This is a genomic window from Dyadobacter frigoris (assembly GCF_005280585.1).
GTDB lineage: Bacteria > Bacteroidota > Bacteroidia > Cytophagales > Spirosomataceae > Dyadobacter > Dyadobacter frigoris.
On record NZ_SZVO01000002.1, the window covers coordinates 690,311 to 704,087 of the forward strand.

Below are 13,777 nucleotides of genomic sequence, written 5' to 3' on the forward strand. Positions count from 1 at the left end.
TGAACGTTATTAATTAAAAATCAACCGAAACCTTGAATCCGTAAGAGCGGATGCTCGGCAACGTTGCTCTTAAAATTCCCTGACTTGTTCCAACTCCTGAGAATGCAGATTCAGGATCCTCGTGACGGCCGGAAGCATTCCATTGGAAAAGGTTTCTGCCATAAACAGACAACATCAGGTTGTTAAGGAAATATTTTTTGGTAACCGTAGCAGGTACGGAGTACGCAAATGATAATTCTCTCAGCTTAAAGTTCGTAGCGCTATATGTTCTTGTCGATGCAAAGTTCCAGATGATATCGCCGTAGCCATTGTAAGGGAAATCGTAGAACGTATTATTAAGATCAGCGCCATTTACCATATAATCAGCATCTGTAACTGCATCACCGGTATGGTTAGGATTAACAAAAACCCCTTTCACGTAACTTGCATCCTGAACCGATGAAGAACGTTTCCCATCATTATTGGCGTTGATCGCCGCAATTGAACTTGCACCAACTGCTGGCCATGGAAGTCCGCCATTTGCCGCATCGCGGCCACCTACCCAGTATGGATTGTTGGGCCCAGAGCCTAGGGTCGTTTCTGCTCTACCATTCGATTCAAGATATTGCTGGTTTACAGAAATATATTTCCCTCCTTTTCTCAAACTTCCCACAATCCCCAGGCTGAATTGTTTGTAACGCAACGTTGTGTTTATACCCAAAATAAAGTCAGGATTAAAATTGGCCAGTTTTTGACGATCTCTTTCATCAGATGACTGCTGCACTTTTCCTTCTTCTGAATCCAGCAACATCATACCTTTGTACTGACCTTCCTTAACCCTCATGATCGGATTTTGCTCGTAAACATTTCCAATTTCTTCCCCTTTTGCGATTTTCACTCTGGTTTTACCATCGTAGTCAGCAAACACATATCCGTTTGGAGCAAATTGATCAGACAATTTTGTAATCTTCGCTTTGTAATGTGTAAAACTTGTAGAAATATCCCAGGAGAAATCCTTTGTTTTGATAGGAGTCAAATTCAATCCTGCCTCAAATCCTTTGTTGGTTACATCACCAATATTGGTCAGTAAACCTGTATAACCCGTGCCCGGTACCAATGCTATATTACCAATCTGATCTTTTTGTGTTTTGATAAAATAGGTTCCATCAAATTTCACGCGCCCCTTGAACAACCACAGATCAATCCCAGCTTCTTTGGTAATCGAATGCTGCGCTTTCAGGTTAGGATCAACCAGTGAGCTTGTCAAACTTACCGTATTTGCAGATCCCCATGGACTTGCATCGTACGTGTAGGTATCAACAGATCGTTGTTTTACCAAACCATTACCCACATCAGCAATGTTGATACGAGGTTTTACCAAAGTAAACACTTCCGGAAAATGGAAAGATTCAGAAGCTACCCAGCTCAAAGATGCTGACGGATAGAAATAATGGATTTTTTCTTCTGGCAAAATACCTTTCCAGTCATTACGTCCGGTTACGTCCAGGAAGAATTTATCATCCCAGCCTACCGTAGCCATTGCATAAAGACTTTGAGATTTTGTTGTTCTGAAAGGCCAGTTATTTTCCCCGGCAGTAGTAAGCGTTCCTGATTTTATGTTCGCCACAGAGAATAATCCCGGGGAGTTCAGATCGCCTCCTGTAATTTCAGAACTAGTTGTGTTGTTAAAACGATAATTTCCACCAGCAGAAGCATTGACAGAAAGTCTGCCAAAATTCTTGTTGTAAGTAAGAATTACATCCGAGTTTGCTTCAATGCTGGTATTATTTCCTGTAACGTATCCGCCAAAAGCGTCCCCTTTGGCACCCCATGATTGTCTCATCTCATAAGCTTCTTTCACATTTTCCATCCCTGTTCTTGCCAAAAGAGAGAAATTGTCCGAAAGCTGCCAGTTCAACTGAATTTTTCCAAAGAAATTATCACGTGTAAAACGGTGAAGTTTTTCATAGGTCGTATACCATGGGTTATCATTGGCAACGTCCACACCGTTATCTTTCATAATTGAACCGTTTTGTTTGACACCTTCAAAACCCGTCAGCCAATAGTCTTTCATATCGGATAATGGCTGCAAATTTGTTGGCAAATTGAAAAGCAAATTGTTCAACACACTATTCGAACCCGTGGTATTTTGTTTGTTCGGAGAATAAGTATGAATGTAGCTTGAACTAACGGATACTTTTAACTTTTTGTTTAGATTATAATCTGTGTTCAAAGTAAAAGATTTTTGCTCCGTTTTTGTGTTTGGCATTACACCAACGTTCGTCATATTTGAAATACCCAAACGGAAAGAACCTCTGTCCGAGTTTCCGGTAACAGCTACGCTATTGTTCCATGTATGTCCCGTCTGAAGATAGGCCTGCACTCTGTTTTCATTAGAAGAGGTCATTGGACCATTCGCCCATTTTTTATTTTTCACATCCCAGTAATCTGCCGAGAATGATCCATCCAGTTTTGGACCCCAGGTATCAGTATTATCATATTGCCATTCATTGGCTCTTTCGCCCTGGCCATATTGGTTTTGCTCCTGGATAAACTGATAAGCTTTTTCCTGAGAAAAAGAAGTTGAATAAGAAACACCAAGCCCTTTTCTGCCACCTCTACCAGATTTTGTTGTGATCATCACAACACCATTTCCACCTTCAGCTCCGTACAAGGCACCTGCGCTACCACCTTTCAGGATTGTTACAGAGGCGATATCGTTCGGGTTTAACTGAGAAAGAATGTTACCAAAATCGACACCGTCCTTATTAGTCGTAGATTGAGATCCTACCTGAATACCATCAATAACATATAATGGTTGTGAGTTCAATGAAACGTTCGTTCCTCCTTGGCTCGTGGTTGGCATTGTACTTGTTCCACGAATATTAACCAGTACCGAGGATGTTGGATCACTGCTCAAATTGGTAAAATTCACACCGCTCACTTTACCATCCAGTGATTTCATCAAACTTGGGTTAGACGCCTTCACAAGATCCTCGCTTTTAACTTCAGCGACAGAATAAGCAAGGGATTTTTTCTCACGGCTAATGCCAAGGGCGGTTACAACCACTTCCTTCAAATTTTCAGCACTTGGCGTAATTACAAAATCCAGTGTACTGCGGCCATTGACAGGAACATCTTCCTGATTGTATCCCACAAAAGAAAATACCAGAACCGGATTGGCGCCGGAAACCTCAATGGAATATGTACCGTTTGCAGTGGTTGTCGTTCCTGTCTGTGTGCCTTTCAGGATAATGTTTACCCCGGGCATTATAGTGCCATCATCTTTGGACGTAACCTTACCTGTAACTACATTTTGTGCGCTGGCTGCCGACATACCAACTCCGGCCACAAGGACCAGGAGAAATAATCGTCTGAGCACACGCTGAGCAATAGAGTTTGAATTCATAACTTTTAGAATAATAATTGGACAAAGACAAGCATAAAAGGGTTAATAGAGTTTTTTAATAAGCATTGATTTTTTAACTGGTTTTTCATTACAATTTCACGGGTTAGTTTTCTCCTGATTTTTGAGTTCCTGGTTTCCTGCATTTTCTTTCAGGAGACGGTCGAAATAAATTTCAAGAGCATCGGAATACTTTTGCTGTTCTTCTTCATTTTTCACACCTTCCAGCAGTTCACCCAATTCTTCCCCTGAAATCTTGTTTGCGATCAGTTTGTTGATCAAATTTTCAGCCCGGGAATGTGTCATTTTTATTAGCTGGTTAGTTGTTGTATGATACTGTAAGCCCGAAGGAAGAGACTATTATTGTAACCTCTTTTTTTTAAAAGTTAACTTTTCGTTAACAGTGGAAATAGTCAGTATTTTTTACTGGCAATTCAGTTTATTTACCCTGATATCAACATCCCAACCGATTTAAGCGTAATTTTGAGAAAGTAAATCATACGGTTATAATCAAAAAATCGTTTCAAACTGAAACACGGGCAGAGAAGAATGAAGGAAACAATACGCGAACTTAATTTTTACTTTTTATTTTTATTCCTTCTTTTCGCCGGACCGGCCTATGCCCAGGTTCTTCCGGCAGATGAAACGCCATCTGTAATCATTGGAAATATCACCGTTGAAGGAAACCACCGTACGATGGACCGTATCATTCTGCGGGAAATGGCTATCAAATCCGGAGATACAATCCGTCAGGACAGACTGGCTGAAACGTTGGAAATCGACCGGCGCAAGGTGATTAATACCAATTTATTTGTTGTGGCAGAACTACTTCTGAGACCTAATGAAGATTCTGTAAGGACTGATATCCGGATTGTGGTAAAAGAGCGCTGGTATTTTATAGCCACGCCCGTTTTCCAGCTCGCTGACCGGAATTTTAATGAATGGTGGTATGACAGGAACCGGGATTTCAGCCGGACTATTTATGGTATTTATATGAGTTACGGAAATGTTACCGGCCGTGCGGATAAGCTCCGGCTGGTTGCGGAGTTTGGTTTTATTCCCAAATTTGAAGTTTCATATTCCCTGCCCTATATCGATAAAGCCCAAAAAACCGGAATCACGGTCGGCGCGTCCTATTCAATCAATAAAACAATGGCTTTCCGCACCTGGAGAGATAAACTGGATTATTTTAATAGTGAAGACATCAATAAAAAACGGTTTTACACCTTCCTGACCTTAACGCGGAGAAATAAATATTACACTTTCCACTCGCTGGATCTGCGTTGGAGCGGAACATCGATAAGGGATACGATTGCAGCATTAAATCCCAATTATTTTCTGAAAGGAAGAACACGGCAAACTTATTTCCAGCTAACCTATTCTTATAGCTACGATAAACGGGATAATTATCAATATGCCTTACGCGGAAGAGTCGGAGGAATCCAGTTTTCCAAAATCGGGCTTTTACCTTCTGACGAAATCAATCAGGCTTTTGTTTACGGTTCTTTCAAGCAATATTTTTCCTTAGGAGGCAGGTGGTTTGCAAATTCCGGAATTCGCGGACGCTTTTCAGTCCCTAAAAAACAACCATATTTACAAACTGTCGGTATGGGGTATCGCAATGATCTGGTGCGGGGTTATGAATTGTATGTGGTGGATGGACAAGATTATGCCCTGATAAAAAATGAATTGAAATACAAATTGTTTTCAACCCAAAAACATTTCTCCTGGGTTCCGATCCGCCAGTTTAATACCCTTCCGCTGGCCGTTTATATCAATTCTTTTGCAGACGCGGGTTATGTTAAAAATTATTATCCGCAGTTTAGCAATACCTCGCTTGGTAATAAGGGCATTTATGGAGGCGGCCTCGGGCTGGACGTTGTTACCTTTTATAATATTGTAGCGCGCTTCAACCAAACCTTCAACGCAAAAGGAGACCGCCGTTTCTTTTTCAGCATTGGCCGGGAGTTTTAGTACAGAACCGGAAAACATTCCCCAGTCCTCTTCTTCCAATAAAGGCACACTTTTTTACCGTCCCGGTTAAGAATCCCGGTTTTTTTCAGATATTAAAAATATATTTAGCGGATAATTAAAATGACGTTAAAAAAAAGAAATTGATAATAGTTAGATTTGCGGTATATATTTCTTTAAGCAAAAAATGAAACACTTTACACTACTTAGAAACCTTTTGGCAATTGTGCTTCTTGCACTTACGTTGGAAAATTGCAAAACAAAAACCAGTCAGGAAAAAGATGCTGAGGTAACCGATTCAACAACAATAACTCCTCCTGCTCACGAAGAACTGAACAGCGACCAATCCGCTCTGTTGGAAAAAGTGATTGGAGATTCTCCTGCCGGGACATTCCGTGGCATTGTTTTTGGAGATCCTTTATCGAAAGTAAAAGCGACTGAAAATTTTGAAATGTTTGAAGACGTAGCCGATCATGTCGGTTATACTTTGGAAACGGAAAAACTTGAAACAATTGATGTCCAGTATTTCTTAACGGCTGATAAAAAGGTTAACAAAATTACCGTCGACGTTTATTTGAACAGCCCGGATGCTACAAAACAATTGTGGAATGCAGGAAAAAGCTATTTCACTGAAACGTATCAGGCTCCAAAAGAAAACGGCAAAACAGTGACCTGGAACAAAAACTCTATCCACGTAAGTATGGAAGATGTATCAGAAGGAAAAGATTATGGACTGAAATTCCAGTTTACGCCGGATAAAAATGTACTTGCTGCTAAATAATTTATGATGAAAATTAACCGCCTGATTTTGCTGACAGTTTTCTGCCTGTCGGCATTTAATACTTTTGCGCAAAAAAAATCAAAGAGAGATTATCTTGTAACGATTACAACTGATTTCGGTAAGATGCGTCTTATTTTATTTGATGAAACACCGAAACATAAGGAAAATTTCATCAAACTTTCCAAAGACAAATTCTATAATGATTTGCTTTTTCACCGGATTATCAAGGATTTTATGATTCAGGGCGGTGATCCTAATTCCCGTAATGCAAAACCGGATGAAGTATTGGGAAAAGGTGATAACGGATATAAAATCCCGGCGGAAATCAGCCCTAAACTTTTTCACCGCAGAGGTGCTTTGGCAGCGGCGAGAGATAATAACCCGAAAAAAGAATCAAGCGGATGTCAGTTCTATATTGTTGAAGGCAAAAAATGGAACAAATCTGATCTTGACAAACAAGCGGCCCGCGCGGCAAGAAAATTGACAGATTCCCAAAGAAAGGTTTACGAAACCGAAGGCGGAACACCACATTTGGACGGAGCTTATACCGTTTTTGGACAGGTTATTGATGGAATTGACATTGTTGATAAAATCAGTATTCAACCAAAAGATGACCGTGACCGGCCCGATAAAGATATCAGAATGAAGGTTTCCGTTAAGAAGATGAGGAAGAAAAAAATTACCAGAAAATATGGCTACGCATTTGAAGGCTGAAAGCAATAATTCAAATGTGCCGGTTAATAGATAAATTTCCAAGTCGCCGATGTCCCTTTAAGAGATCTTCGGCGACTTTTTTGTGTGACAAATCTGCCCTTTTTCGTCTAAACTTGATAGAATCATATATCACTTCGTCATGAAAAACAGATATATTTTAGCCATAATACTTACAAACAAGCACTTACAATCCAGATATGACGGTTACTTCACAAGATATTTCTACTTCGGCAACAACAAAAAAACGTTTTTTGATCACCGGTTCAAACGGCCTTCTGGGACAAAAATTGATTGAGTTATTAATCAAAGATTCTTCTATCGAAACTATTGCAACGGCACGCGGGGAAAATCGTTTGCCATTTCATGACGGCTATGTTTACCACGCTATGGACATAATAGATCCTGCGCAGGTTGAAGCGGTTATTGCGCTGACAAAACCTGAGGTAATCATTCATACGGCTGCTATGACAAATGTGGATCAGTGTGAAGCGGAGAAAGATGCTTGCTGGAAGCAGAATGTCAATGCAGTAGAATATCTGGTTTCATCCTGTAAAAGACATGATGTTTTCCTGGTTCATGTTTCTACGGATTTTATATTCGATGGAGCTGCCGGTCCTTACAAAGAAGATGCAGAACCAAATCCGGTCAGTTTTTATGGATGGAGCAAATATGCCGCTGAAAAAGCTGTAATCCATTCTGATATAAAATGGGCCATTGCACGCACGGTGTTGGTTTATGGCATTGCTCATGACATGAGCCGCAGCAATATTATTCTTTGGGTAAAAAAATCGCTTGAAGAAGGTAAAAATATTAAAGTAGTAACCGACCAGTTCCGCACACCGACATTGGCGGAAGACCTGGCGACAGGTTGCTTTTTAATCGCGGATCAAAAGGCAGAAGGGATATTTAATATTTCCGGAAAAGAACTTTACACGCCATATGAAATGGCAATTATTACTGCTGATTATTTCAAACTGGACAAATCACTGATTTCTCAAACGGATAGTTCAGGATTTTCACAACCAGCTCGCCGTCCGCCAAGAACCGGATTTGATCTGACAAAATCTGAATCGGTTTTGGGTTATAAACCGCATAGTTTTGTTGAGGGGATTGCTTTGCTGGCAAGCCAGATTAAGTAGTGGGATTTATTTTTGTGTTTGATTTTTGTATTCGCGTTACAAACGCTAAACCATAACCGCCCCGATTGCAAATCGGGGCGAACGTTTGTTATTTCTTGACTTCGTCTTTGTAGATCATCACTTCACTTTTCCCATCAGCTTTAATATAACCGCGGTACATTCCTTCACTGTTGAAAGGCATCGCAAAATTTCCATTTCTGTCAAGCGCAATCACGCCGCCTTCTCCGCCACGTTCCACAAGTTTTTTCATAACAACCTCATCCGCTGCATCTTTTACAGACATACCTTTGTAATCCATCAAAGCAGAAATATCATAAGCTACCACAGATCGAATAAAAAACTCACCGTGACCAGTGGCTGAAACTGCACAGGTATTATTGTTCGCATAGGTTCCTGCTCCAATGATTGGTGCATCGCCGATACGTCCATATCTTTTGTTGGTCATGCCGCCTGTTGATGTACCGGCTGTTAAGTTTCCAAACTTATCCAAAGCCACACATCCGACCGTTCCATATTTCTTGCCTTCTGTAAAAATCAGATCTTCGTCTTTTACAAAACCGGTTTTCGGTTTTTTCTGAATTTCTTTTTTAATGTTTTCTGTATGATCAAGCTCAATTTTTTCTTCTTCTTTTGCTTTTAACAAGGCTTTGTAACGTGCTTCGGTGTAGAAATAAGATGGATCAACGATTTCCAAACCTTGTTCTTTGGCAAATAAATCTGCTCCTTTTCCCGCCATCAATACATGCGGAGATTTTTCCATCACGGCAATTGCTCCACGAATCGGATTTTTGATTGTCGTAACACCAGCAATAGCACCTGCTTTTAAGGTTTTGCCATCCATAATCGCCGCATCCATTTCATTTTTGCCTTCGTTTGTGAAAACGGCTCCTTTGCCGGCATTGAAAAGCGGCGAATCTTCCATAACCATAATCGCTGCTTCCACCGCTTTTTCACTAGTTCCGCCTTGTTTCAAAACGGCATAACCTTTTTGTAAAGCAATATTCAGAACTTCGCGGTATGCTTTTTCTTTTTCAGGCGTCATGTTGGCACGGGTAATTGTTCCTGCTCCGCCGTGAATGACAAGTGTGATTTTGCCAGAATAATCCTGGGCGAAAGAAGTTTGAAATATAAAAAAGAAAAGAAGTATTGAAGAAATGAATTTCATAGAAGTGAATTGGTTTGGATTTGACTTGCTCAAATTTAGAAAGTATCGGCTATTTTTTCACGCAAAGCAAAAAAGGTTTTCGCAAAGGCCGCAAAGTTTTAAATCTCTGCGCCCTTTGCATTTTTTACCTTTACACCTTTGCGTGAAATTTAAATAACTAACTCTCGCTGGCATTAAGCTCCTGTCTTCGCTTTTTTTGTCTCGCCCGGAAATATGTAAACCACATTCCGACAAAGATGGCAAGGGATGTATAAAGCGATGGCGTAAACAATTTATCTTTGAAAGAGGAATTTATTATACCAATTACAAAAATAGCAGTTAAAGTAATCATCAGCACAAGTATCCATTTGTTTTCAAAGGCCGATGTTATACGCGTCACATGAGAAAAGTTGTTACGATTACTCAAAATGATTTTTTGCTCCAAAGCCTGGCAAAATATTTTCATTGGCAAAAATCCACTGAACCCGCTACTTGCCGTAAGCTCAATCTTTTTATTATTTGATAATTTCAATCGGAGTGTTATGCCGTTGTAATCTTCAATTTGATACGATTTCAAGCTATTAAAATCAATTTGCTGTGAATAATCCCCAAAATCCAATTGCACAGAAGTATCATATAAATAAGCCGTAACTTGTTTATTTAGTTTTCGTTTATTGAGTGCAAACACCAAAAAAGGAGCTCCAATGGCAATGCCTATACCTAGCCATCCGCCTGCGACAGGAATAAACGAACCTAAGAAAAGTATTGGTCCTGTCAGCATAATTAAAAAAATTCCTACCAGAATGATCAGGAATTTCTGATCAGTGTATTCAAAAGAATATTCCTTCATATGAAGCATAAATTTAGACGTGTACAATCAATTTTAATATTACACATTATCTTTAAATAATTATAATTTATTCCATATTTGAATAAAAGGAAAAGGGCAAAGAACGCAAAGATTAAACTCTGCACCCTTTGCCCTTTTCCTTACCTAACTACGTGAAACCTTAAACCCGGATCTTAATACAGCTTCTCATAATACTCCCGAGCCATTCGATCAGAATTGAATGGCTCATTCACATCATTCATGCTATTTAAAGTGATCCGCTGCCACTCCTTCTGATTCTTATAATAAGTTGGTAATACTTTATTTTCAATCAAATCGAAGAAATTGTCACAATCAGTCTTGTTAATATCATCCCCTTCGGCCACAGGCACGATAAAAGAATTTTCTCCATCCTTTGCAAATTCACAAATCCAGCCATCGTAAGTGGATAAGTTGATGGAAGCATTCATTGCCGCAGTCATCCCGCTGGTTCCGGATGCTTCACGGGTTACAACCGGTGTGTTCAGCCAAACATCAGAACCATCCTTTAACAATTTGGAAAGCGCCAGTTCATAACCTGTTAATACCGCCATGTTGTCAAAATAGTGACTAAGGTAAAAAAGATGGTTGAATGTACTAATCGCACCTTCATCTTTTGGATACGGTTTCCCCGCCCAGATAATCTGGATTGGCATATCGGTATTGTCAAGCAACTTCTTAAAACGCTCAACATCCCAGGTCAAAATATCCGGACGTTTGTAAGCTGCAAATCTGCGGGCCCAAACGATTGTCAATACATTCGGATCAAATATCTTCCCGCATTGATCCGCAACCGTTTTGAAAAGAACACTTTTAAGTTCTTTTTTTCTACCCGAAATCGCTTTTGAATCTTTTTTAATTCTTGCCTTTTCCAGCGTCTCATCCACCCAATAGGTATTATTCTGAGCGTTGGTAATATGTGTTATTTCACAAATTCCCGGATAGCTTTTCCACATTTGACGCGAAACTTCTCCATGCAGTTTTGAAACACCATTTGCTTTTTTACTTAAACGTAAAGCAGCAAGCGAATGATTAAAAATATTATCCTTAATGCCGGTAATTTTTCTGACCACATCCATTTTCAATCCTGAGAAAAAACCTAAATTTTCCAGGAAACTGATGTCATGTTTTTCATTTCCCGCTTCTTCCGGCGTATGGGTAGTAAAAACCAATCGCTTCTTTAATTCAGGCAGTTTTTTATATTTCTGGTATAGATAAAATGCCGCGGAAACTGCATGTGCTTCATTTAAATGGTAAATGTCCGGCTGGTATTTTAATTCGTCGAGCAATTTAGCTCCACCTATTCCTAACACCATACATTGAGCCACTTTCATAGTCACGTCCGAATCGTATAGCGAATAAGAAATTGCCCGCATTTCTTCATCATTTCCATCTACATCCGTGGTCAGGAAAAACATGGGAGCCGTTTTAAAAACTTCCGGAGATAGGTAATAGGCGCGAACCCAAACCTGTTTCCCCAAAATTGGAATCTGGAAATTGATTCCGGTATCGGTTAAAAAGTGATATATTTTTTCATGAAACTGCGGTTCCATGCTGTTATCCCGTTTGCGTCCCTGGTCGTAATATCCGTATTTCCAAAGCATTCCTACACCTATTAAATTCTGACGGAGGGCATATACGCTTTTCATATGTGAGCCTGCCAGAAAACCCAATCCTCCCGAATAAGATTTTAAAGCCTGATCGAGGGCAAATTCCATGGAAAAGTATGCAACTGATTTTGTATAATTTTTATCCGGTGTGAACGGATGTTGAAAGGGCACAGAAAATGGCTGATTCATTGAACACTAATTTAAATGAAAGAAATTTTCTAAGGCTTCGCGTGCATTTTTTCATAATGCAAACGAAGTAAATCTTCGCCGAAATCGTTGGTCAGATCCCGCACGACGGTGTGAATATGGTTTGCGTTGTTTTGCGTATTATCAAATTCGATGAGGATTGTCGGCCCCTGAATCCGATAATAAAACCCCGCTCCTTCTTTTATTTCCGGATCCACATTACCCATCCAAGCAAAATGTATGCCATCAAGCCCCGATTTTGTCAATTTAACCATTTGCTGATCTTTCAAAGTCACATGATACCGATTCAGATAAACAGCGATCAACTCTTGAAAAAGAGTTTTTTGAGCCGTTGTCATATCTTTCATCGCCATTCCTTCTGCCTTTACCACAACCAAATTACTGCGATTGTTTAAAGACAAGATTTCCCAGGGCGCCTTTTCCGATAAAATTACTTTCTGCCTCTGAGTATCTGAAAATGAATGAAGTAACTGAAAAGCAATATCCTGTTCATCCTTCAAAATGCGCTTTCCCTTTTGTGGAACATCTGCTAAAACCTTGCCCGGATTGGAACCCATAAAACCGGGCGTAAATGTAATGACGCCATTAACAGAAGTAAATTGCAATGAAACATGGTGCCCCTCCATCCGCCATCCCCAGGGTTGTTTTAAATCCGGAGTACCAAAAACCATGAAGGAATAATTTTCAGGATCACGATAAGTATCGTTAGAAGTGCGCTTTTCAACCACGCGCAGCACATTTTCCAGATCAACGATATCCATCGTTTTTTGATAGCCATTCGCACTCATGACCAACTTTACCATTTCAAAAGCTTTCGCCCGCTGCGTTTCATTCATATTTTTCAGCGTCAGGCCTTTCCGTGTTCTTGGGACATAATGCCAGTCAAACCGGATGGTATCTTCAAAAGAAACACAGGCTTCTTTCACTTGTCCGGCGTCCAGTGCTTTTACAAATTCATTTACCACGACAACCATTTTCTCTGAAAGCAGTTTGTCTTTCGAATCTGCAAAAGCCTGGTTATAAAATAAACCCGGAAGAAAAATAAAGTAGTTAAGCCTGTAACACAGTTTGAAAAATCTCATGGTTTCTGATGTTTTGTAGTTCAAACAAAAGAAACCCTGACTATTGAATATACTGCTTTTATTCTCCGTCGTGCAGCGTGACATACTGCGCCCCGGAGATAAAACTTCCGTTTACCAGCGAAACCTTATTGTACAAAAACGGCTCCCCATTTAACGTTGTCATTTGTCCTCCGCTCAACGTAAGTATCGCCTGTCCCGCAGCGGTGTCCCATTCCATCGTCGGATTTTGACGAAAATAAATATGCGCCAGACCTTCGGCAAGCAGACAAAATTTAAGAGAGCTGCCAATGGCGATTTTCTTCACAACCGGATATCTTGCCAAAACCTCAGTTTCTTCCGGCGCCGCATGTGAGCGGCTTCCGACAGAAATCCAGTCGGTACTGTTTTTATCAACTTTCAAAGCCGTTTTAATTCCGTCAGAATCAATTTTCCATCCACCCGTTTCCTGATTTGCGTAATACATCGTATCCGTAACAGGAATATAAATAATTCCTAAAACCGGTACCCGATTGTGAATGAGCGCTATATTAATCGTAAACTCGCCATTTCGGTTAATAAATTCCTTCGTTCCATCCAATGGATCCACGCACCAGAAGTATTCCCAGTTTTTACGTTCATCGTAAGAAACATGAATTTCTTCCTCGGACATGATCGGTATATCCGGCGTTAAAACTTCCAGTCTCGATACAATCAAATTATTAGAAGCCTGATCAGCCAATGTCAAAGGCGAATGATCGGCCTTATATTCAACCTCTTCCGACTTCTCTGCATCGTAATAAATGTCCAGAACAACCTTTCCGGCGTCTTTGGCTATTTCAAGCAACTTATTGATATCTGGTGTCATAGTGTAATGTGTTTCAAAAATTTCAGTTCAGG

At 40.1% G+C, this 13,777-nt stretch carries 11 protein-coding genes; 4 read left to right on the top strand and 7 right to left on the bottom strand.

The window, feature by feature from the left end:
- Positions 1-13: 13 nt before the first annotated feature.
- The gene (locus FDK13_RS06540; RefSeq protein WP_137339175.1) at positions 14-3,388 is read right to left on the bottom strand and encodes a SusC/RagA family TonB-linked outer membrane protein; all 3,375 of its coding nucleotides are present in this window, start codon (positions 3,386-3,388) and stop codon (positions 14-16) included.
- A gap of 96 nt (positions 3,389-3,484) precedes the next feature.
- Entirely contained in the window at positions 3,485-3,691 is a 207-nt protein-coding gene (locus FDK13_RS06545; RefSeq protein WP_137339176.1) for a hypothetical protein, read from the bottom strand.
- Positions 3,692-3,934: 243 nt separating this feature from the next.
- Between FDK13_RS06545 and FDK13_RS06550 the strand changes: the two genes are divergently transcribed.
- From FDK13_RS06550 to FDK13_RS06565, 4 genes are all read left to right on the top strand, one after another.
- On the top strand, positions 3,935-5,359 hold the full coding sequence (locus FDK13_RS06550; protein ID WP_137339177.1) for a POTRA domain-containing protein: 1,425 nt from the start codon (positions 3,935-3,937) through the stop codon (positions 5,357-5,359).
- A 184-nt stretch (positions 5,360-5,543) separates the two neighbouring features.
- A complete protein-coding gene (locus FDK13_RS06555; RefSeq protein WP_137339178.1) occupies positions 5,544-6,137 on the top strand; it encodes a hypothetical protein in 594 nt (197 codons plus the stop codon).
- Between the two features lie 6 nt (positions 6,138-6,143).
- Positions 6,144-6,851: a peptidylprolyl isomerase gene (locus FDK13_RS06560; protein ID WP_137339299.1), complete on the top strand. Its 708-nt coding sequence runs from the start codon at positions 6,144-6,146 to the stop codon at positions 6,849-6,851.
- Between the two features lie 197 nt (positions 6,852-7,048).
- Complete coding sequence (locus FDK13_RS06565; RefSeq protein ID WP_137339179.1) at positions 7,049-7,990, top strand: SDR family oxidoreductase; 942 nt, start codon at positions 7,049-7,051, stop codon at positions 7,988-7,990.
- Between the two features lie 88 nt (positions 7,991-8,078).
- Here FDK13_RS06565 and FDK13_RS06570 read toward each other — a convergent pair whose 3' ends face one another.
- The 5 genes from FDK13_RS06570 to cysQ all read right to left on the bottom strand — a co-directional run bounded on the left by FDK13_RS06570 (position 8,079) and on the right by cysQ (position 13,745).
- A complete protein-coding gene (locus tag FDK13_RS06570; protein ID WP_137339180.1) occupies positions 8,079-9,155 on the bottom strand; it encodes an isoaspartyl peptidase/L-asparaginase family protein in 1,077 nt (358 codons plus the stop codon).
- 157 nt (positions 9,156-9,312) lie between these two features.
- Positions 9,313-9,984: a hypothetical protein gene (locus FDK13_RS06575; protein WP_137339181.1), complete on the bottom strand. Its 672-nt coding sequence runs from the start codon at positions 9,982-9,984 to the stop codon at positions 9,313-9,315.
- 173 nt (positions 9,985-10,157) lie between these two features.
- Positions 10,158-11,801, bottom strand: a complete 1,644-nt coding sequence (gene glgP / locus FDK13_RS06580) for an alpha-glucan family phosphorylase (protein WP_170982729.1) — start codon at positions 11,799-11,801, stop codon at positions 10,158-10,160.
- Positions 11,802-11,830: 29 nt separating this feature from the next.
- Positions 11,831-12,901 carry a DUF3500 domain-containing protein gene (locus FDK13_RS06585; RefSeq protein WP_229215924.1) on the bottom strand — a complete coding sequence of 357 codons (1,071 nt, stop codon included), beginning with the start codon at positions 12,899-12,901 and terminating at the stop codon, positions 11,831-11,833.
- Positions 12,902-12,959: 58 nt separating this feature from the next.
- Positions 12,960-13,745, bottom strand: coding sequence for a 3'(2'),5'-bisphosphate nucleotidase CysQ (gene cysQ, locus FDK13_RS06590; protein ID WP_137339182.1), 786 nt, complete (start codon positions 13,743-13,745; stop codon positions 12,960-12,962).
- Positions 13,746-13,777: the final 32 nt, after the last annotated feature.

Bases quoted from the DNA above. Each gene is read 5' to 3' on its own strand.
- FDK13_RS06555 (WP_137339178.1), top strand. From the start codon at position 5,544: ATGAAACACTTTACACTACTTAGAAACCTTTTGGCAATTGTGCTTCTT.
- FDK13_RS06575 (WP_137339181.1), bottom strand. From the start codon at position 9,984: ATGAAGGAATATTCTTTTGAATACACTGATCAGAAATTCCTGATCATT.
- cysQ (WP_137339182.1), bottom strand. From the start codon at position 13,745: ATGACACCAGATATCAATAAGTTGCTTGAAATAGCCAAAGACGCCGGA.
- FDK13_RS06585 (WP_229215924.1), bottom strand. From the start codon at position 12,901: ATGAGATTTTTCAAACTGTGTTACAGGCTTAACTACTTTATTTTTCTT.
- FDK13_RS06565 (WP_137339179.1), top strand. From the start codon at position 7,049: ATGACGGTTACTTCACAAGATATTTCTACTTCGGCAACAACAAAAAAA.
- glgP (WP_170982729.1), bottom strand. From the start codon at position 11,801: ATGAATCAGCCATTTTCTGTGCCCTTTCAACATCCGTTCACACCGGAT.
- FDK13_RS06560 (WP_137339299.1), top strand. From the start codon at position 6,144: ATGAAAATTAACCGCCTGATTTTGCTGACAGTTTTCTGCCTGTCGGCA.
- FDK13_RS06540 (WP_137339175.1), bottom strand. From the start codon at position 3,388: ATGAATTCAAACTCTATTGCTCAGCGTGTGCTCAGACGATTATTTCTC.
- FDK13_RS06545 (WP_137339176.1), bottom strand. From the start codon at position 3,691: ATGACACATTCCCGGGCTGAAAATTTGATCAACAAACTGATCGCAAAC.
- FDK13_RS06550 (WP_137339177.1), top strand. From the start codon at position 3,935: ATGAAGGAAACAATACGCGAACTTAATTTTTACTTTTTATTTTTATTC.
- FDK13_RS06570 (WP_137339180.1), bottom strand. From the start codon at position 9,155: ATGAAATTCATTTCTTCAATACTTCTTTTCTTTTTTATATTTCAAACT.